This window comes from Acidovorax sp. 35-64-16 (assembly GCF_002281195.1).
Taxonomy (GTDB): Bacteria; Pseudomonadota; Gammaproteobacteria; order Burkholderiales; family Burkholderiaceae_C; genus Acidovorax; species Acidovorax defluvii.
Window position 1 is genome coordinate 17,105 of record NZ_NCFM01000014.1, and the last position, 18,674, is coordinate 35,778.

Below are 18,674 nucleotides of genomic sequence, written 5' to 3' on the forward strand. Positions count from 1 at the left end.
TTTATGCCGCAAGTCCAAGGCTCACCCGGTATTCGATCGGGCTGAGGGCCCCCAGGGAGATCTTGATCCGCTTCTCGTTGTACCAACGGATGTAGTCGTCGAGCACTTCAATGAACTGCTCAACTGTGACGCTCTTCCAGTCCCGAGGATAGAACAGTTCATTCTTCAACCGACCGAAGAAGCCCTCGCACGCTGCGTTGTCAGGCGAGCAGGCCTTGCGGGACATCGAGCGGGTGAGCTTGGCCTCGCTCATTCTGGATAGCCAGCCAGGCCAGCGGTAGTGACCTCCGCGGTCTGAGTGGACCACTGGTCGATCGCTTGTCTCTGTGACGGTCTCGATGGCTGCATCCAGCATGGTGTTGACCAGCTCTGCATCCGGACTCGTGCCGATGGTCCAGCTCACCACCATCCCGTCGAAGCAATCGATGATCGGCGACAGGTAGACCTTGCCTGCAGGGATCTGGAACTCCGTGATGTCGGTCAGCCATTTCTTGTTGGGGGCTGCTGCCTGGAAGTCACGGTTGATGATGTTCTCTGGTGCTGGGCTGATCTCGCCCAGGTAAGACGCATACCGACGCCTCTTGGGTTTTGCAACGACCAGGCTCTCTTGCTTCATCAGCCGCTGTATCACCTTCTCGGAGATCGGGCCTTGCTCTCTGGCCAGTGAGGCTTGCAGCCTGCGGTAGCCATAGCAGCGGTGATTGGACTCGAAGATCTCGGTGATGGACTGGCGCACCCTCACGTACTTGTCTCCGATTGCCGCGCGGGCCCGATGGTAGAAGTACGAGCTACGCGCAAGACTCAACTGTGCAAGGAGCTCTGGCAGGCCATAGTGCTCCCTGAGGGCGTCAATCAGCAGTGTCTTCTCCCGGTTGGACAGGAGCTGCAGATCGACGCCCAGGCCTTTTTTTAACAGTTCATTGGCCTTGTTCAAGAGGTCCTGCTCAAGGCGCAGTTGCCTGACTTCGTGGCGCAGTATCTCAACTTGGCGCTCGAGCTCTTCACGCTCTTGCGCCTGCGGTGATCGATCGGTGTGTTTCATTGATGCGGGTGCCTCACGCCCCAGAAGCTGGTTCTTCCAGTTGTACAACGTTGGCCGGCACACGCCGAGCCTGTCGGCAACAGCCTGTGCACTTTCCTGCCGGGTGCAAAGCTCCATCACTCCCGCGTGCTTCAAGCTATCGGGATATCTTCGCTGGCCCACACTGCCGACAAGGGCCATCCTGGCTTCAGGGAATGCCTCGCGGACCCACTTGGTTAGCGTTCCACGCCCTGGATAGCCCAGCGCCCTCATGGTGGCAGCGATGCATCGATCATGTGTGAGGTAGTGCTCGATGGCCGCTGCCTTCTGGCCCTGCGAGAACTTCGGCTGCCGACGGGCATATCCCAGCGGCAGGTCGAGCCGCTGCTGATACTCGCGGTACCACCCCTTCAATGCATTCTTGGTTGGGTAACCCAGCTGACGGATGGTCGGGCTGGTGCGTTTGCCGAGCTTGATGTAGAGCTCAACGGCTCGGATTCGGTCTTCGTAGGAATACATGAACTACCTTCTAGTAGTCCAAGTTTTCGTCCGCACCCCCCCTGATTGACGTCATCAGAAGGGTGTTGACGCCATTGACGGAGTCAGCAGCAGAAATCACTGCATTGACCGTTGCGTCAGCGATGAAGGTGTCGTTGCCAGCCGTACCAACCAGGGTGTCCACACCAGTAGTGAGCGAACCTGTCTAGCAACCCGGAAAGCCGAAGCCGCGCAACAGCTTACGGCTGTTCCGGTGAGCGGATTTCGCACCGCCCCACCACTTTCCCACCGGCAGTGGGGCAAAGTCGGCCCCTAAAACGGCCATCTGGCGAGTAAAGCCAACAGAATTTGCCCCGTTGGGTGCCCCACCCACTTCCCACCCAGCCACCGGAGCGGGCCAGCAGGATGGGCGAACCCGGCCGGTTAGCGGCCGGGCATCGCCCTTGCCGAGTCAAGCATGCAGCAGCGACAGCGCGTTGGGGTTGGCCTCAACGATCTTCAGTAGCGCACGGGCTGGACCGGCCGGGCGCACTCGGTGCTGTTCCCAGTTCTGTAGGGTCTTGGGCCTGACGCCGATCAGGTAAGCGAAACGGGTCTGGCTCAGGCCAGTACGTTCCCGGATGGCCTTGACGTCGGGCTCTGGAAACTCGCGTACCTTCGCACCAACGACAACTTCGCCACGCATGTGGCGACCCATGTCGCGAACGCTCGCCAGCAGGTCGTCAAATTGCTTATTGTCCATGGTTCACCTCCACATCAATCACATCGATCACATCGGCCAGGCGCCTTAGCTGGTCCTTGGTCAAGTCAGCGGCCACATTCTTGGCGTAGGCATAGACCAAATAGCACTGGTCGTGGCTGACCCAGTGGTAGTAGATCACTCTGGCGCCGCCTCGTTTTCCTCGCCCAGGCAACGGCACGCGCAACTTGCGAAGACCGTGCATTGGATGGTACGCTAGAAGCGGAGTTCCTTGCTCGCAAAAAAACACGCACAACCGGACATCGCCTTGGCGGGCGATGTCCGTGTTGCGTGCTTTGTCGTCAGGCCACCGCCAGGCTCAGCCCGGACACTTGCCCCAGGCTGTCCACGGCTTCGAGCAACGTGGCCTGCGACAGGTGCGCATAGCGCTGCGTCGTCTTGAGCTGGGTGTGCCCCAGTATCTTCTGCACCTCGTACAGCGACCGGCCCGAATTCACCAAAAAGCTGGCCGTACTGTGGCGCAGGTCGTGCATCCGCACCTCGGGCAACCCCGCCTGCTTGCGTGCGGTATCCCAGCTGTAAAACACCGAAACGTAGGGCTTCTGGGTCTTGGGATTCGGCACCACGTAGGCACACCTGTTCCAGCGTGGCAACTGATGGAGCAGCGCGATCACGTCCGCCGACAGCGGCACGTGGCGCGCCTTGCCGGTCTTACTGAGCGGGATGCGCCAGGCCCGGCGCTCCAGATCGAAGTGGTCCCATTGGCTGCCCAGCAGTTCGCGCTTGCGGCACCCGAGCAGCAGGAGCAACGGCACGATGTACTGCAGCTGGCGGTTGTCGCTGGCCCGGACGGCCGCGACCAGCCGCTGCACTTCTTCGGCGTTCAGGAAACGCTCGCGCTTGTTGTTTTCCTCGAACAGCTCCACCCCAGAGGCGGGATTGTGTTCGGCGCCAGGGATCTTCCACTTCTTGGCGAGGTTGAACATGTAGCGGGTCAGGATCACCACCCGGTTCGCCGTGGCCGGGGCGTAGCCCTTCGCTTGCAGGGCATGGTGGAACTCGATCACATCCTGCTGCTGGATTTCGTCGAGGTGGCATTTGCCCCAGCGCGGCAGCACATGGTTGCGCAGGAAGGACTCGTCGGTGTCCCAGCTGCGCTTGGCTCCTTTGACGTAGGGCAGGTAGCGATCGGTGGCGAAGGCTTCCAGCGTCGGGATGGTGCGCAGCAGCTTCTTGTCCTCGGCGGGGTTGTCGCCAAGGATCACCTTGGCCCGCAGGGTCTGCACGGCATTTCTGGCTTGTTCGAAGCTGATCCCGGCAGCATCGCCGATGCGGTGCTGGCGCTGCTTGCCGTGGGCATCGCGGTAGCGCAGGTAGTAGGTCTTGCCACCGCTGGGCCGGACTTCGAGGACGGAGCCCGGCGTGGCGGTGTCGTACAGGTCGAGCTTTTTCTTGTCCGCTGGGCAGGTGGCAGTACGGACCGTGTTGGCGTCGAGGGTGATGGTCGGCATGGGGAATCTCCTTGGGATTTTTGAAGTGAGGGGAATGGAGGGGATGGATAGCCCGGTGGGTCTGGAACCGGGCTATCCATCTGTTCACCCACCGTGAACTTCCGGTTTGGGGGTCAGATCAACTTGGGTGTAACGCATGGGGTTCTCCATAAAGGTCGAGGCAGTTCAGGCCAGCCGACCAGACAGCGCGTGCTGTCCGCGTCGGCGGCCCAGGGGCAAGGAGGTTGCATGGGAAAGGGCTCAAGCCAGAGCGATAAGAGGCTTCTTGCTGTAGGTGCAAAAAGCAAAAAAGCCGTTGGCGGCAATGGCCAACGGCTTGGTCGAAGGGGAAGACAAGGGGGTGCGCAATCAACTTCGCCAGCGCAGGCGCAGCTGCAGTTCGGCATCGAACTGGCGGGGAACAATAGTCAGGTCAAAGGGTTTCAGCATGGGGTTTCTCCTGGTTCAGACGGCAAAAAGCCTGTTCCCGCGCGGGCAGGAACAGGCACCAGAAAAATAATATCTGCCCCAAATCACCGTTGCTACGCCCACTGCGGCAGGCGAGGCCCCGGCCCACGGCAGGGGGGCCGGATGCACCGCTCTCCCTGCCCTGCCTGCACTGTCTGACTGTGACTGCGAAGCGTAGGCTAGGACATCCCGGCGAGCCGGCTTGGCAGGCGTTGCAGCGCACGAACACAAAAGAGGGGCCCGTTTTTTACAACAAGCAATCCTGCAGGCCAGGGCAGACCCATGCAGCAGTCGCTTGTCAGGACATCATCCGGACGATATGATGAACCCCATGCCAAAAATTGGGGGTAGCCATGAGCACCTTGAATCTGTCGAAAACCGAGCGAATCGATGTCCGGGCGAGCAGCTCCGTCAAACAACTGCTGCAGGAAGCTGCGCGCGCATGCCATAAAAATGTCAGCGAATTCCTGCTGGACGCGGGCGTGACTGCGGCCAATCAGGCGCTTGCGGATCGCCGCAATTTCGTGCTGAGCGCTGACCAATGGCAAGCCTTTGAGGTGGCGCTGGACCGCCCTGTTCAGGCCAAGCCACGTCTGAAGAAACTGCTCCGTGAGCCCGGAGTGCTCGATTGAGCGCAGCCTATGGACCGGTCCACAAACTCTCGGCTGCCGACCCGGTCGAGCCATTTGATTGCGGCCAACCGGCACTGAACCAATTCTTGCAGCGTTACGCCCTCGCCAACCAGAAAGCCAACAGCGCGCAGACCTACGTCTGCTGTGCGGACAGTGCCGTGGTGGGGTTCTACAGCCTGGCAGTGGGAAGCGTCGATCCAGAAGATGCACCGGCGCGGATCCTGAAGGGATTGGCGCGACATCCCGTGCCGGTCATGGTTTTGGCTCGACTCGCTGTCGATCTGAATCACCAGGGCAAGGGGCTGGGCAAGGCGTTGCTCAAAGATGCGTTGTTGCGCACGGTCCAGGCTGCTGATATCGTCGGCATTCGTTGCGTGCTGGTTCACGCCAAAGACGATGCGGCACGGCAGTGGTATGCGTCTTGGGAGTTCGAGTCCAGCCCAACCGACCCTTACCATCTTTTCCTGATGCTCAAGGACCTCAAGGCATTGTTGGCCGGTTAAAGCACACAAGAAGACCCTCAAGCACATCACTGCCCCGCTCAAGCTCCTTGCTGCTACGCCCGCCACAGCAGCCGACGCGCCCCTGGCCTCGGGCAGGAGGGGGGCCGGATGCACCGCTCTCCCTGCACTGTCTGACTGTGACTGCGAAGTGCAGGCAAGGAAATCCTGGCAAGCCCACCCTGGCGGGGCGGCTGGGGGCGGTAGCGACAGGGAGTGCAGGGAGCGCGCCACTCCCCCCCCCGCCACCGACAACACGGGCCGCTCGCTCTGCCAGGTCTGCGCGCACACGCTACAAGGCTTGACCCCGGCGTCTCTTCTTTGACCGATGGTGAAAGCTTACGCAACCTCCGCCTGTAAGCTGAATCGCTTTGCGGTCGCTCGGACTTCCTTCATCCGTCCGTGGCCAGGCAACACCTTGTAGGCAATCGTCACCAGCCCAGCACGCTCCAGCTCATCTATATCGCGCTTCACCGCACTGCGGTCTCGATGCAGACGCTCCGAAATCTGAGTAATCGAGCCGGGCATCTCTTTGACTGCACGGAACAGCGCCAGACGCGCCGCCGTGATGAGCTTCATGACGTCCGCAGGGTCTTCGAAGCTCACAATGCGTTCGTCGGGTAGCTGTTCACCGCGATCGGCCGCCTTGGCCAACTGGCGGCCACGCTTGAAAAAGTCTTCTTCAGTTCCGGTCTTGATGGTGAGTTTGGTCATTGGCTGTCCTTCAGGGCAATCCAGTCTTGTTCAAAGCGATCTTCAGTGTCTTCGAAACTGACAAATTCGACAGGTTCCACGACACCGAAATAGTGGCGATGGTGGCCATCATGCGCATTGTCGTAACCAACCACGCGCCCATTGTCGCCAGGATGGATGCTGTGATTGATGTAGGCCAGGTTGTATCGCGTGATCTTCTTTGTGACTTCATCAACCCAGACTTCCCGACGCAGTCTCCCATTCCCTCGCTTGTCGGAAATCTTGTGGGATTCATCGATGATCTTCTCGTCAGCCATGATAAATAACATCATGGCTGCTTAGGTTCTCGACGTTACGCCCGCCACGGCAGGCGACGTGACCAGGCCCGAGGTGGCCGGGTCACGCCAGCTTCCCTCCCTGCAATACCTGCCAGTGCTTCAGAGCAGGGCCGTGGATGCGCTAGTGTAGTGTTTCGTTCTGTTTAGAACTTATCTTTGAGTTCGCCCGAATGACCTTTTGCAGGATGTCGCGGGCGCTCTTGGTCCAGATGAACGGCTTGGGGTTTGTGTTGTGGTGCCGAACGTATTCATCAATGGCGCCCACCTGCCGGCCACGCTGCAGTGCGAACTGCCGGGGATCTTCAACTGGGCGCTGCAGGGGCTGCAGCGCCTGGAGCGCCAAGGCGGTTTCACCGAAGTGCCCAGCAGCCTGCAGGCCCAGGAGGCGTACCGGGCGGCGTCCGATCCGGTGCGGGCTTTCGTCAAGGATTGCCTGCGGATGCCGGCAACCACTACGAACAACGGCACCCGGGCCAAGCCCGGCAAGACGCTGACCAGCACGGTGTTCCGCGCGTTTCTGCGCTACTGCGAAGACCACGGTTACCAGGCACTTGATGATTCGTACTTTGGGCGCTCGCTCAAGGAGCTGGGGCTGCAGGCCCAGCGCTCCAATGGCCTGCGGTTTTACCCGGTTGTGCTGCGCGACAGCGACAGCGACGTGTAGGGCAGGGAATGCAGCCTCGGCAGCCGTGCCGCTTGATGAGAGCCTCACGGTGTCGGAAGCGCGCTGCCAGGGCTCAGCACCGTGCTCAGCAGACAAACTGGTGCCCATGGCGGGAATCGGACCCGCGACCTCTCCCTTACCAAGGGAGTGCGCTACCACTGAGCCGGGCGATTTTGTTGGCTGTTTTCTCTGAAGGCACTTTTTCGCTGGATTACACCGCCTTGGCCTCAAACACCCGCTGTGCCGCAGCCAAGCCGCGCAGCGCGCGCTGCTGTCGGTGGGCAGCAATTGCTATCAGCTTGGCCGGCGTGCCTATGGCGCTGGCAAAGTCTTTGAAGAAATGGTCTGCGGCGTTGATGAAGCCTTCAGCGTCCATGCCCAGGCGGGCAAGAATGGGCGGGGTGGTTGCGGGTATGGCGCCGCGCTTGGCAGGGTGCACAGCGCGGCCCATGGTGTCCACCAGCTCAATGTACTCTTGCAGGCCGAAGGGAATGGCCTGCTCAAAGCGGCCGGTCGCATCAAAGGGCATCAACGGCGCCTCTGGTATTGCCGCCAGCGCTGCCTCCGGTAGCAGACCAGGCAATTCAGATGGGGGCATGGGGGCTGCCGCGGTGGCTGCTTCTGGCTGCACAACAGGGGCCATCACAGGCACAAAAGGCTGGCCTTGCAGCTCGGCCAAGCGCGCTGCGATGGAGGTGTGGGCGCTGTCGTGCAGGGTTTCGGCCATGCCAGCGCGAATGGGGTTGAGGTCCACATAGGCCATGGCGGCCAGCAGCGCCTGTTCGTCCAGCAGCGCCTGGCTTTTGAAGCGCCCTTCCCAGAACCGGCCCTTGCAACCATCCTCGGCATTGGCCTGGCGGGCTATGGTCTCGTTAAGCACCCGCATGAACCACGATACATCCGCCAGCCTCTGGCGATAAAGGGCGGCAAACTCTTGCACCTTGGCACGCTCGGCCTCGCCCATCTGATTGCGGTCATCTGCCAGATAGCGCTGCACCAGCAGCGGGCCGGCAAACAACTGCGTCCAGCGGCGCAACACCGCCTCATCGTCGAGCGCACCCGCGCGGGCAGCATCCACACGCAACACCATGTGGTAGTGGTTGCTCATGACGGCATAGGCTGCCACATCGATGGTGAACACCGAGGCCAGCTCGCGGATACGGGTCTCGATCCAGCCCCTGCGGTGGTCAAAGTTTTGACCAGTAACGCCGTCTGCGCCGCACAAAAAAGCACGGCGCACGCAGCGGTTGACCACGTGGTACCAGGGCGTATCGGCCAGCGAGATGAGGGATGAGCGGGGGCGGGTCATGTCATGCGGGCGAATGCGTTTGCAGCCAGTCTTTCAAGGCGTCATTCATCCGTGTCTGCCAACCCTTGCCGGTAGCCTTGAAGGCCTCGATGACCTCCGCGTCATAACGCACCGTCAGGGCCTGTTTGGTGCTTTGCGCCTTGGGGCGACCACGGGAAAGCGCCTCACGCAGCGCGGCCGCGCCTGCTTGTGCCGATACCGGCTGATCACCGATTTTCCACTCGCCCTGCTCGAAGAAGTCTTGAGTCAACTCCGGTGCGTCGTCCGGGTCAACCCATGGCTTGGGCGAATCTTGCGATTTCACGTTCATTGGCTTTCCTCATGCTGATGATGCGGCGAACCTCGCCGCGAGGCGTCCAGACCAGGATAACCATCCGGCTGTCCAGCACGCCGACAGTGGTGAACCGTGGCTCACCGTAATCAAACCGGGCATCTTCCGCAGTGACGTTCACCCCGGCGAACACCTCGCCAGCATGGGCGAAATCCAAGCCACGCTGCGTGAGTGTCTTATCGCGCTTGTCGAGAGCGGCTCGTTAAGTCTAGGAAATGGCATTGAGATTGTCAACTAACGTGGGTGTCCTTTATATCCGGCCATGGGCAGGAGTTTAAAGAATGCTGTTTATTTAGGCAATTAAAGTGGGTGTCCTTTTTGTTAACCTGAATCACCATGTCGTCATGGCTGGCTTGCGGGTCGCCATGGTGCAAATACCCTCCTTGACCGAGTGGCAGCCAGCCTATGGATTCGGCTTGGATGGCTTGCAGCTCAGCGGCAAGAGCATCGACTACCAATGTGAGGCTGCTGTCCAATGGGGAAATCATTTCAATTGAACTTCAAGGTCTCACTGGTCTGAGCCTGCATCAGTGGTGACGGCAAGGCTGCTTTCAAGGCTTTGACATACGCCGCACGAGCGGTTTGCAGAACAGCCGCTTGGGCTTGCAGGCGGGCCAGCTCAGAGTCGACGAACTTCAGGCTTTGGAGCTGGGCCTTGGCTTCTGTGGAGAGGGTGTCGAGGTCGTAGGTGAGGTTGTCTATGGTGATTTGGGGCATGGTTTGGATGGGAGAAATGGTTGGCGTTGGACATGAAAAAACCCCTGCAACCGAAGTCACAGGGGTCTTGATAGGTTATCGCTTCAAGCACCTACCAGAGGGCGGGTGCTTGTCTCCGGGGGAGATTAGACGATGCCGTTCAACGAGGAAACCAGCAGGTCGAGGTCGGCGGTGCCGGTTACCTTCACCAACACGTCGACGTCGTCCACAAAGTTTGCGTCCGTACCGTTGTCGGCGTAGATGTAGGTGTCGCCACCGAACGTGAAGACCACTTCGTTCTTCGAGGAGCTGGCAGCCAGGTCGATCAGCGCAAGGTTCAGCGAAGTCGCGGCAGTCGTGACTTTCTCGAACGTTGCAGCATTCACCACCAGCACATCGGACAGGTCGAAGTCGATCTGCTTGCCGGTCACGTCTGCATTGTCCACCAGGTTCAGACCCGTCACCGTGTCCATGTTCTTCACGGTGGAGTTCTGCAGGCCGACCCAGTCAATGCCGGAGCCCAGCTTGACAGTTTCAGACTTGGAGCTGGTGGACCAGAAGTCCAGACCAATGGTGGTGTCGCCCTTGTCAGCACCCAGCGCATAGGTGCCACCCAATGCGGAGGCATCCACCGTCACCAGTGCGGAACCATCGAAGTTGGTCACAACGGCTTCACCGTTGCCGGTCAGGGTCAGGGTGGTCATGGCCTTGAGCACGCTGGCACTGGCAGTAACGCTCACGCTGGCGATGGTGTCTTCGGTTGCCAGTTCGGCCTTGGCGTTGTTAACGCCGTTGGTCAGGCTGACAGAAGCGGTCTTGACATCACCGTTCAGCGTCACTCCAACGTCGCCAGCAACCAGGCCAGCCACCTTCAGGTTGACGCTGTCAGCTTGAGCGGTGATGACGGTTCCGTCACCCTTGGCGGTAATGTCCAGCGAACCAGCGTAGGTGGTCTGGTTACCGGCGGTCACTGCGTCGCTGTCGAGCACGTAGCCAGCAGCGGTGGCAATCAGGTTGCCATTAGCCACCAGCGCCTGGTCCGCAGCAACCTTGGTCACGGTGGACTCATTTGCATTGAGCGTCGCAGCCAAGGTAGCTTGCGCCGAATTGTTTGCCGTGATCGCGTCCTGCTTGTTCGTCTCAGTTGTGACAGCGGCAGCCATAGCACCATCCAGAGTCGACTGGGTCGCAGCAGCGGCAGACACAGCACCATCCAGAGTCGACTGGGTCGCAGCAGCGGCAGCCACAGCACCATCCAGAGTCGACTGGGTCGCAGCAGCGTCAGCCACAGCACCATCCAGAGCCAGCTGGGTCGCAGCAGCGTCAGCCACAGCACCATCCAGAGCCAGCTGGGTCGCAGCAGCGCCAGCGATAGCAGAAGACAGAGTGGACGCAGCGGTATTGGCTGCGGTTTGAGCAGCTACCACAGCAGCGTCAGCGGTTGCATCAGCAGCAGTTGCCGTCACCACAGCAGCGTCAGCGGTTGCATCAGCAGCAGTTGCAGTCACCACAGCAGCGTCAGCGGTTGCGTCAGCAGCAGTTGCCGTCACCACAGCAGCGTCAGCGGTTACGTCAGCAGCAGTTGCATCCGTCACTGCAAGGTCAGCGGCGTTGTCAGCATTCTGCGCTACAGTAAATGCATTCTGAGCTGCGACGAGATCGGGACTGTTGTCGTTCAGCGTAGCAGTTGCCACATCTGGCGTCGGGTCGGAAAGCGTAGCGGTACCGGCAATAACGGGCTGCGTTGCAGCTGGTGCTGTGGAAGCCACCACGATGGCCGTGCCAACAACGGTCGCTTGAATGGCGAAGCCACCAGCCGTAAATGCGGTGTTCAGTGACGCCACAAGCGCTGTAATGTTTGACGCTGCCGGCGTGACAACAATATCACCGGTCGCAGCACCAGCAATAGTAAGGCCCGCCAATGTGTACGTGGCACCAGCAGTGATCGTGAAGCCCGTAGCGGACGTATCAAACGAAACCTGGTTTCCAGCAGCCGCCGTATTGAGATCGGTAGTAGCACCATTCAGAGCCAGCTGGGTCGCAGCAGCGTCAGCCACAGCACCATCCAGAGTCGACTGGGTCGCAGCAGCGTCAGCCACAGCACCATCCAGAGCCAGCTGGGTCGCAGCAGCGGCAGACACAGCACCACCCAGAGCCAGCTGGGTCGCAGCAGCGCCAGCCACAGCACCATCCAGAGCCAGCTGGGTCGCAGCAGCGGCAGACACAGCGGCTGCCAAGTCGTCTTGAGCAGTCAGGTTGGCAGTATCGGCTGCAGCGAATGCAGCGTCAGCGGCGGCATCAACAGCGGCTGCATTCGTCACTACAAGGTCAGCGGCGTTGTCAGCAGCGGTTGCATTCGTCACTACAAGGTCAGCGGCGTTGTCAGCAGCGGTTGCATTCGTCACTGCAAGGTCAGCGGCGTTGTCAGCAGCGGTTGCATTCGTCACTGCAAGGTCAGCGGTGTTGTCAGCAGCAGTTGCCGTAACCACAGCAGCGTCAGCGGTGTTGTCAGCAGCGGCTGCAAAAGCCAAATTCAGGGCCGTCGTGTTGGCAGCAGCTTGAGCGGCTGCAACAGCTGCGGAATCACCAGAAAATTCCAGTGTCTTGTAGCCGGCAATACGGCTTGCATCGAGAGTCGCCTTGCTGGTGAACGTGATGGCTTCAAAGCCGGTTGCCACTTCGTTCAGGGTGATGTAGTCCTCGGCACCCAGGGTCTTGCCAGCGATCACGATGGTATCGGTGCCTTCGCCACCATCGACCTTGTCGGTCGAAGCCAGGCTGCCCAGACCATCGACCAGAGTGACGGTATCGTTGCCTGCACCAGCTTTGATGTCAATACCGACGAGGCCGGTGTTGTTGACGTTGATCTTGTCGTCACCAGCGCCTGCATCGGCGGTTGCCTTGACACCGGTCTGGCCGTTGGCATTGACGAACACGTTGACGGTGTCCTTGCCTTCACCAGTCGCCACGGAAGCCGTCTTGCTGGTGGCGGTGGCAACCGTGTTCAGGGTCACGGTGTCCGCACCTGCGCCCGTCTTCACGTTGGCAACGGTGTTTGCAGCGTTGTAGGTGATGGCGCCAGCCGAAGCGGAGGCGTCAACGGTAGAAACGGTCTTGGTGCCGTTGTTGTTAACAGCCAGAGTGGTCTTCACGGCAGTGTTGACCGACAGGGATTCGACATCCTTGCCGACGGTGATGTTCAGCGCGGTAGCTGCAACAGTCTTGTCGTTGTTGGTGTCCTTGACGGTACCGGCAACGGTCACGCTATTCAGCGTGCCAGCAGCGCCAGAGGTCACGTTGATGGCGCGGCCTTCACCCAGGTTGTCCAGGGCAATCTTGGCGGTGGCGGCTGCATCGGCAGCTGCGACAGCGATGTTGGCGTCGACATTGCGGAAACCAGCAGTGGTGGTCGCAGCCAGCTTGGTTACGTTGGCGGCCGCGCCAATTTGCCACAGTTGCTCAACGCCTTCGAACTTGGATGCGTCGCCCAGAGCGGCAGCGCCTTCGGCGTTGTGAATATTGACGATTTCAACGTTCTTGACCGTGGTGTTGGTCGGGAAGGCAGCGTTGAATGCGTTGGTGGTGTAGATGTCCAGGGTATCGGAACCTGCGCCGCCGTCGATGGAGTCGAAAGCCGAGAAGGTGGTTGCGCCAGCGCCGTCAGCCTTGATCGACAGAGCGGTGATGGTGTCGTTGCCGGCGGTGCCAGCAACAGCATCCGCACCCGTAGTGAGCGTGAACGTCTGACCATTAGCGCCCTGAGCAGCCAGCTTGGCGGCGTCCACCGAAGCGGCAACTTCCGTCACGGAGGCAATGTAGGAGCTCAGCTTGGTCAGGTCGGTGGTGTTGACCAGCTGGGTTTCGGTGATGTACTGGGCCACGGCAACCTTGTTGGCCAGCATCAGGGAGGTTTTGCCCCACTGTGCATCGGTAGAAGCCTTGGCAGCCAGGTTGGTGAAAATCTGGAACACGATGTCGCCCTTGGTCCAGCCGGCGTTCAGTGCGGCGGCCACGTCAGCCTTGGCTTCCGTCTTGGCGGCGGCGGTGGCGCTGGCGCCCACCACGTTTTCGATCAGACGCTCGGCGAACTGCTCGTTCGTATCGAAACGGGGGTACAGCGTTTCGAACTGGGGCTTGGTGGTGTACACGTTGACGATCTGCTTGGTCGTCATGCCGGCGTTGTAAGCGTCGTTCAGCTGGTTCATGTATTCGACGCCGGTGGCGGCGCCAAATGCGACGATGAAGAATTGGTACGCCTCAGTCTTTTGGGTGGTGGTCAGTGCCATTGAGAACTCCTAGTGTTGAAAAAACCAACTGCGGGCTCGCAAGAACGCCAGCAGCCGCAGCGGCCATTCTAAGGGGCACTTTTTTTTCGCAAAGCATGTTGTGTGATGGCCGTCACACGGTTTGCCAAAACCCGGCCGGTGGCCATGCCCTGCGGCTAGCCCCCTGGCATGGGCGCGGCGGTGCTGGCAACCCTGGTGCCACACGCTGGCGCGGCACACACAATGTTAGTAAACATGACCCAAAAAACCTTGCAACCATGGGATTAGCGCCACTGGCGCTGCCATTGCAGGCCCAGGCCATAGTCTTTCCAGGCAAACAGGGGCAGGTTGCTCCAGCGCTGCGACCAGTGCAGGCTGAGCGCCAGTTGCCCCCCCAGCACCTCAGAGGCAAACTGGCGCTCAAGCGCCAGAGAGCCGGTAAAGATGCGCCGCGGCTTGTTGTTTGCAAGCAACGGACTGTAGCCCGCGCTGTCGGCCTGCGCTGTGCCAGAAGCGTGCAACAGCCAGCGCGGCGCCAGCTGCCGGTAGCCTTGCCAGCCTGCCCGCACGGCATTGGGCGATGGGCCCTGGGCATGTTCGTATTCGGCCCAGGCCAGGCCCTGCTGCGCCGCCGTGGGCGCGCCGGGCCAGGCCTTTTGCACGCGCGCAGTAAAGCCACGGCGGTTGGCCTGGGGTTCATCAAACACACCCAGGCCGTACAACGCAGGCTGCTCGTCAAAGTTGCCCCGTTGCCCCCCTGCGGCCTGCCATAGCAGCGACGCAGCATGGCGGCGGGCGCCATCGAGCGTTTGCTGGGCGGCCAGGCTCCAGTACAACGGCGCACGCGCGCCTTGCCCCAGGGGGCCGACCAGGGTGAACCGGCCGGCCGTGCGGGCATTGGCGGCACTGCTGGCCTGGGTGGCGGCCTGCAGCTCCAGCCCGCCAGACCAGCGGTGGTAGAGCTGCAACTGGCCGGTGGCGCCTTCGCCGCTGCGCTGTTGCAGGGGCACGGTGACGTTGCCTTGCGGGAGGGTGAGCACCAGTTCCTTGGCCTGGGTGGCTGCCAGCGGGTTGTGGCTGTAGGTCAGCCCCCAGCTCACCACGGTATGGGGCGGCGACTGCGTTGGCGTGGCCTGCACGGCGGCTGCCAGGCTCAAGGCCCTGGCGTTGCCCAGCAAGGTTTGCAGACGCTGGCGGTGTGCCGCCGGGGTGGCGGGGTCGTCCAGCAGCACTTGGATGAGCGCCATGGCGCTGTCGGGGTCGTCGCGCTGCGCCAGCAGCAAGGCCAGCTGCAGCAAGGCCTCGGCGTGGGCCGGATAGAACATGAGGGTGCGCTCAAGCAGCAACTCGGCTTGCAGCCATTGCTGCTGCAGCAGCGCCTGCATGGCCTGGGCGAAGGCGGCGTCGGCCTGCTGGCGGGCCTGCGCCAGGTCGGCTGCCTGCTCGGCCTGCGCACCGGCTATCTGGGTTGCGGAGGTTGCCTGGTCGGTTTGCACAGGGCGGCCCGATGCGGGGGCCGCATGCAGCGCAGGCGCAGTGGCGCAGGCCAGGGCAAGCACCGCGGGGGCCAGCAGGGCGGCGTGGCGCCGTTCAGCCCACCGCTGCGCAGGAAAAATTTTCGACATGCCCAACACGCCCCCGCGCGCAGCGGTCACAGCGGGACTCGGTACAGGGTTTTGGCGCACAGCTGGTCGGGCAGTATGAATTGGCCCAGGCTTTGCAGGTGCTGCTGCACCTGGGTGGTGAGGGTTTGCGCCGCCTGGGGGCCAATAAGAATGGGGCTGTCGAGTTCTTCGCACAAGGCCAGCATGCCGGCCACGTCGTTGGCCACTGGCCCGAGCAGCACGCTGCGGCGCGCGCCCGCCGCCCCCACCAGGCCCAGCAGGTAGGCGCCGCTTTCCAGCGCCGCGTAAAAGCTCAATGGGTAGCCTTCGCTGGCGTTGCGCTCCAGGATGGGCGCCAGCGTTTTGCGCAGCTGCCGCAGGCCGTCGAGGGCGGTGGCGGTGGCATTGGCGTCATTGCTGGGCCAGCTCATATAGAAGACGTCGCCCTGGGCATGTTCGAGTTGGCCACCATGGGTGCGCGATTCGGCCGAGGCAGCCGAATGCAACGCATGGATAAGTGCCAGCCCCTGCAGGCTGTCGACATGCCCCACCCAGCGCTGCAGGCCGGTGATCCGCACAGCGGCCAGCACGCCGTTGCAGGTGTAACCCAGGCTTTGCCCGCCGGGCAGTTGGGCTGCCACCTGCAGGGCCAAGGCCGGCGGCAGAAAACTTTGCAGGTGGCTGGACAGCTGGCGTACCCGTTGCCGCTGCTGTTGCACCTGCCACGCCAGCAAGGCTAGGCCGTGCAGCATGAGGGCCAGCAGCGGCGCGGCCACGGGCAGCATGAGCCCGGCAAGGCGGCCCAGCAAGGACAGCGCCAACGGGATGAGCATGCCGACGCAGACACCGGCCACAAGGGCACCGATGCGCCTGCGCGGCTGGGCCAGGGGCAGCAGCAGCCATGCTGCCAGCACGGTCGAGACGGCGGCCAGCAGCGTGGCACCACGCGGCACGATGGCAGTCCAGGTCTGCGCCTGCAAGCCGGCCGCCAGCAGTTCGGCGTGCACGCTCACGCCGGGGGCATTGGGGTGATAAGGGGTGCTGACGACATCGCTTAGCCCCAGCGCGGTGCCACCGACCAGAACAATCTGGTTGCGCAACGAGGGAATGGAGGCATCGGGATCGAGCACCTGGCTGGCGCTGATGGCATGCCAGGCGCCATGCGGGCGCTGGTAGGGTATGGGCAGATAGCCTTGGGCATCGAGAGCGAACTTCCAGGGGCCGCGGTGCAGCCATTGCTGCGGGCCGAACAAGAAGTTGCCGGGCTCCAGGTTCCAGGGCTGATCGGGCGTGTCGGCGGCGGCGGCGGCCAGCGTGATCTGGGGGATTCGGCGCATGGCGGCAGCCTCTCCCGCCCCGCCAGTGCGGGTGGCCTGCTCTGTTTTTGCTGCTATTTCCGAGGGCAGGCAAAGCACTGCGGGCAAGCGGCGCAGCGGCCCGTCAGAATCGGGCGTGGCCGAGAGGTGCCCTACATGCGCAGGTGCCAAGCCTGGTGCAACGCCCAGGTAGCCGTGTACAGGCTGGTGGCGGCTGCACAGCAGCGGCGCATGGGCGTCGGCCACCAGTTGACCTTCTTGGGGCGCGACGAGAACCTGCGGGTCCAGCACCGGGATCTGGCCAATGACGATGTCGGGCTGTTGCAGCTGGCGGCCGAATTCTGCGTCGGCAGGGCCGGCCTGCGAAAAAAACAGGTCCCATACCTGCAGACGGGCCCCTTTGTCGCGCAGTTGCTGGGCCAGCTGCGCCAGCACGGGCCGGGGCCAGGGCCAGGGACCGACCTCCTGCAAACTGCGCTCGTCGATATCGATGATGGTGACGGACTCGGGCGCAGCTTGCACGGCCAGCAAGGGCGTGACGGCGTCGTGCCAGGAGTGGTCGACCTTGCGCAGAGCGCCTATGGCCACCAGCCCCGCACTGAGCAAGGCCAGCAGGACCAGCCACAGGGCCAGGGCCCAGCGCCGCGTGGGGTGCGGCGGGCGCTCGGAATCGGCAACGCTCACTTTTTGGTCCAGAGCGTGAGGCCGTTATAGACACCTGCGGGGGCATTTAGCTGAAAGAGGTAGCCGGCTTCGGTGCCTTGCGCATTGAGCGCCCCAGCCACGCGCTGGTCAGTGGCCTTACCCAGGAAAACGCCTTCGGTATTGATCTTGCCGCTGACATTGAGCTGGGCCGCCGGCACAGTGGCAGCCACCATGCTGAGCCGGGTGGAGAACTGCATGCGATCGAAATCGACTTGCAGCTGGGGCTGGCTGAGGCTCAGCGCCGTGGTCTGGCCGCCAGCGCTGTAATAGCCTTCACCTGCGGCCATGGCGAAATCGGCGGTGCCGCGCAAGGGGGCCAAGGTGCTGGCGCCTTCGCGCCACAGCGCATAGCTGCCCAGCTCGCCTACCGTAACTTCGCGCCCCGTTCTGGCCTGGCTGTAGGCCACGGGCAAGCTCAGGGGCAGCTGGGTGGCATCGCTGAACCGCCCCCAAACGAGTTGCCGGGGCAACGCAATCACTTCAGGCAATGGCTGCGGACCTGCATCAACAACCGGCGGCTGAACGGGCGCGATGGCAGGCGGGGTGGCGACATCGGTGGCAGGCCGCATGGAGTCGACGGCGTGGGTTTCGGATGTGACCACCCAGCCGCCCCGCGAGGCCGTTGTGGACTGGGCCAGCAGGGGCGTGTCTGCCGCGGCGTCGCTGCGCGCAGGCGTGCCCGAAGCGCTGCCCTGCTGCGCCACCGCCAAAGCCGGCTTGCCGAGCCGGATGCCGAAGATGCGCTCGGCGTCCTCGGCAACCACATGGTACGACTCAACAGCGCCTTCAGCGCGGGCCAGCAGATAGTGCGCCTGGCCGGCCACGCTGAGCATTTGCGTACCTACGCTTTGGCCCATCTGCATGGGCTGCACGGTAATGGCACCCTCATGCACATAGGTCTGCACCGAGCCCTGGGTGGCCTGGGCCAGAAAATCCGTGCCGCGCACACCGATAGCGGCAATCGGGGTATTGAGGCGGTAGCGATCGGGCTGCCTTTGTGCCGCCTGGCCGGAGATTTGGCGCACTGTGCCGCGCATGAGCTCCAGTTGCAGCTGGGTGGCCTGACCGGAGGGGTCGTCCTCGTATTTGCGGATGACCAGCTCGCTCTCGGGACGTATGGCGACGCGGCCCTGGTCCGTGAAAACCAGCATGACCATGCCGCTCTTGCCGGTGACGACGCGATCTTGCTCGGAGAGTTCCACCCCCCGCACCAGCACCGACGATGCGCCGTTGGGCTTGAACAGGGTCGCTTCCCCGACAGCAAGGCTGACACGGGCCACTTGCACGGCCGACGCCATGCCCGCCCAGCAGCCCAACGCGCCCAGGACGATTGCCATTACCTTGTTTTTCATATGAACCCTTTGTTTGCGCGCCAACCCGTCTGCGCCGGACATTTGCTTATTTTAAGATAGAGCTCTTTTTTCAATCCCTCGGGAAGGCAGGT

18 protein-coding genes and 1 tRNA gene are annotated in these 18,674 nt (G+C 62.2%); 3 read left to right on the forward strand and 16 right to left on the reverse strand.

What is annotated here, in order from left to right:
• Window position 1: 1 nt before the first annotated feature.
• The 4 genes from B7Y64_RS10710 to B7Y64_RS10725 all read right to left on the reverse strand — a co-directional run bounded on the left by B7Y64_RS10710 (window position 2) and on the right by B7Y64_RS10725 (window position 3,730).
• On the reverse strand, window positions 2-1,540 hold the full coding sequence (locus B7Y64_RS10710) for an IS3 family transposase (protein WP_060987626.1): 1,539 nt from the start codon (window positions 1,538-1,540) through the stop codon (window positions 2-4).
• A gap of 430 nt (window positions 1,541-1,970) precedes the next feature.
• Window positions 1,971-2,261, reverse strand: coding sequence for a transcriptional regulator (locus B7Y64_RS10715; protein WP_291326248.1), 291 nt, complete (start codon window positions 2,259-2,261; stop codon window positions 1,971-1,973).
• Complete coding sequence (locus tag B7Y64_RS10720; protein WP_291326246.1) at window positions 2,251-2,463, reverse strand: type II toxin-antitoxin system RelE/ParE family toxin; 213 nt, start codon at window positions 2,461-2,463, stop codon at window positions 2,251-2,253. The genes B7Y64_RS10715 and B7Y64_RS10720 overlap by 11 nt, the downstream gene beginning before the upstream one ends.
• A gap of 97 nt (window positions 2,464-2,560) precedes the next feature.
• Window positions 2,561-3,730 carry a site-specific integrase gene (locus B7Y64_RS10725; protein WP_291326244.1) on the reverse strand — a complete coding sequence of 390 codons (1,170 nt, stop codon included), beginning with the start codon at window positions 3,728-3,730 and terminating at the stop codon, window positions 2,561-2,563.
• Between the two features lie 800 nt (window positions 3,731-4,530).
• Here B7Y64_RS10725 and B7Y64_RS10730 point away from each other — a divergent pair.
• Together B7Y64_RS10730 and B7Y64_RS10735 are read left to right on the forward strand one after the other, a co-directional pair.
• Entirely contained in the window at window positions 4,531-4,809 is a 279-nt protein-coding gene (locus B7Y64_RS10730; RefSeq protein ID WP_291326242.1) for a DUF1778 domain-containing protein, read from the forward strand.
• Window positions 4,806-5,312, forward strand: coding sequence for a GNAT family N-acetyltransferase (locus tag B7Y64_RS10735; RefSeq protein ID WP_291326240.1), 507 nt, complete (start codon window positions 4,806-4,808; stop codon window positions 5,310-5,312). Before B7Y64_RS10730 ends, B7Y64_RS10735 begins: the two co-directional genes overlap by 4 nt.
• Before the next feature lie 336 nt (window positions 5,313-5,648).
• On the opposite strand, the gene B7Y64_RS10740 is transcribed toward B7Y64_RS10735, so the two are convergent.
• Entirely contained in the window at window positions 5,649-6,023 is a 375-nt protein-coding gene (locus B7Y64_RS10740) for a helix-turn-helix domain-containing protein (protein ID WP_291326238.1), read from the reverse strand.
• On the reverse strand, window positions 6,020-6,334 hold the full coding sequence (locus B7Y64_RS10745) for a DUF6516 family protein (protein ID WP_291328845.1): 315 nt from the start codon (window positions 6,332-6,334) through the stop codon (window positions 6,020-6,022). Before B7Y64_RS10745 ends, B7Y64_RS10740 begins: the two co-directional genes overlap by 4 nt.
• Window positions 6,335-6,575: 241 nt before the next feature.
• Between B7Y64_RS10745 and B7Y64_RS10750 the strand changes: the two genes are divergently transcribed.
• Entirely contained in the window at window positions 6,576-7,004 is a 429-nt protein-coding gene (locus B7Y64_RS10750) for a primase-like DNA-binding domain-containing protein (RefSeq protein WP_291328847.1), read from the forward strand.
• 98 nt (window positions 7,005-7,102) lie between these two features.
• Here B7Y64_RS10750 and B7Y64_RS10755 read toward each other — a convergent pair.
• The 10 genes from B7Y64_RS10755 to B7Y64_RS10800 form a co-directional block, all read right to left on the reverse strand.
• Window positions 7,103-7,173, reverse strand: a tRNA-Thr gene (locus B7Y64_RS10755).
• Between the two features lie 42 nt (window positions 7,174-7,215).
• Window positions 7,216-8,313, reverse strand: coding sequence for a transposase (locus tag B7Y64_RS10760; RefSeq protein WP_291326232.1), 1,098 nt, complete (start codon window positions 8,311-8,313; stop codon window positions 7,216-7,218).
• Between the two features lies 1 nt (window position 8,314).
• On the reverse strand, window positions 8,315-8,623 hold the full coding sequence (locus B7Y64_RS10765; RefSeq protein ID WP_291326230.1) for a BrnA antitoxin family protein: 309 nt from the start codon (window positions 8,621-8,623) through the stop codon (window positions 8,315-8,317).
• Entirely contained in the window at window positions 8,583-8,801 is a 219-nt protein-coding gene (locus B7Y64_RS10770) for a BrnT family toxin (protein ID WP_291326228.1), read from the reverse strand. Before B7Y64_RS10770 ends, B7Y64_RS10765 begins: the two co-directional genes overlap by 41 nt.
• Window positions 8,802-8,874: 73 nt before the next feature.
• Window positions 8,875-9,132: a hypothetical protein gene (locus B7Y64_RS10775; protein WP_291326226.1), complete on the reverse strand. Its 258-nt coding sequence runs from the start codon at window positions 9,130-9,132 to the stop codon at window positions 8,875-8,877.
• A 1-nt stretch (window position 9,133) separates the two neighbouring features.
• Window positions 9,134-9,361 (reverse strand): DUF6447 family protein, encoded by a 228-nt coding sequence (locus B7Y64_RS10780; protein ID WP_291326224.1) that lies wholly within the window; start codon window positions 9,359-9,361, stop codon window positions 9,134-9,136.
• Between the two features lie 125 nt (window positions 9,362-9,486).
• Window positions 9,487-13,626, reverse strand: a complete 4,140-nt coding sequence (locus B7Y64_RS10785; RefSeq protein ID WP_291326222.1) for a hypothetical protein — start codon at window positions 13,624-13,626, stop codon at window positions 9,487-9,489.
• A gap of 263 nt (window positions 13,627-13,889) precedes the next feature.
• Entirely contained in the window at window positions 13,890-15,230 is a 1,341-nt protein-coding gene (locus B7Y64_RS10790) for a hypothetical protein (protein ID WP_291325303.1), read from the reverse strand.
• A gap of 26 nt (window positions 15,231-15,256) precedes the next feature.
• Complete coding sequence (locus B7Y64_RS10795) at window positions 15,257-17,209, reverse strand: CHASE2 domain-containing protein (RefSeq protein WP_291328849.1); 1,953 nt, start codon at window positions 17,207-17,209, stop codon at window positions 15,257-15,259.
• Entirely contained in the window at window positions 17,206-18,567 is a 1,362-nt protein-coding gene (locus B7Y64_RS10800; RefSeq protein ID WP_291325306.1) for a FecR domain-containing protein, read from the reverse strand. The genes B7Y64_RS10795 and B7Y64_RS10800 overlap by 4 nt, the downstream gene beginning before the upstream one ends.
• Between the last annotated feature and the right edge of the window lie 107 nt (window positions 18,568-18,674).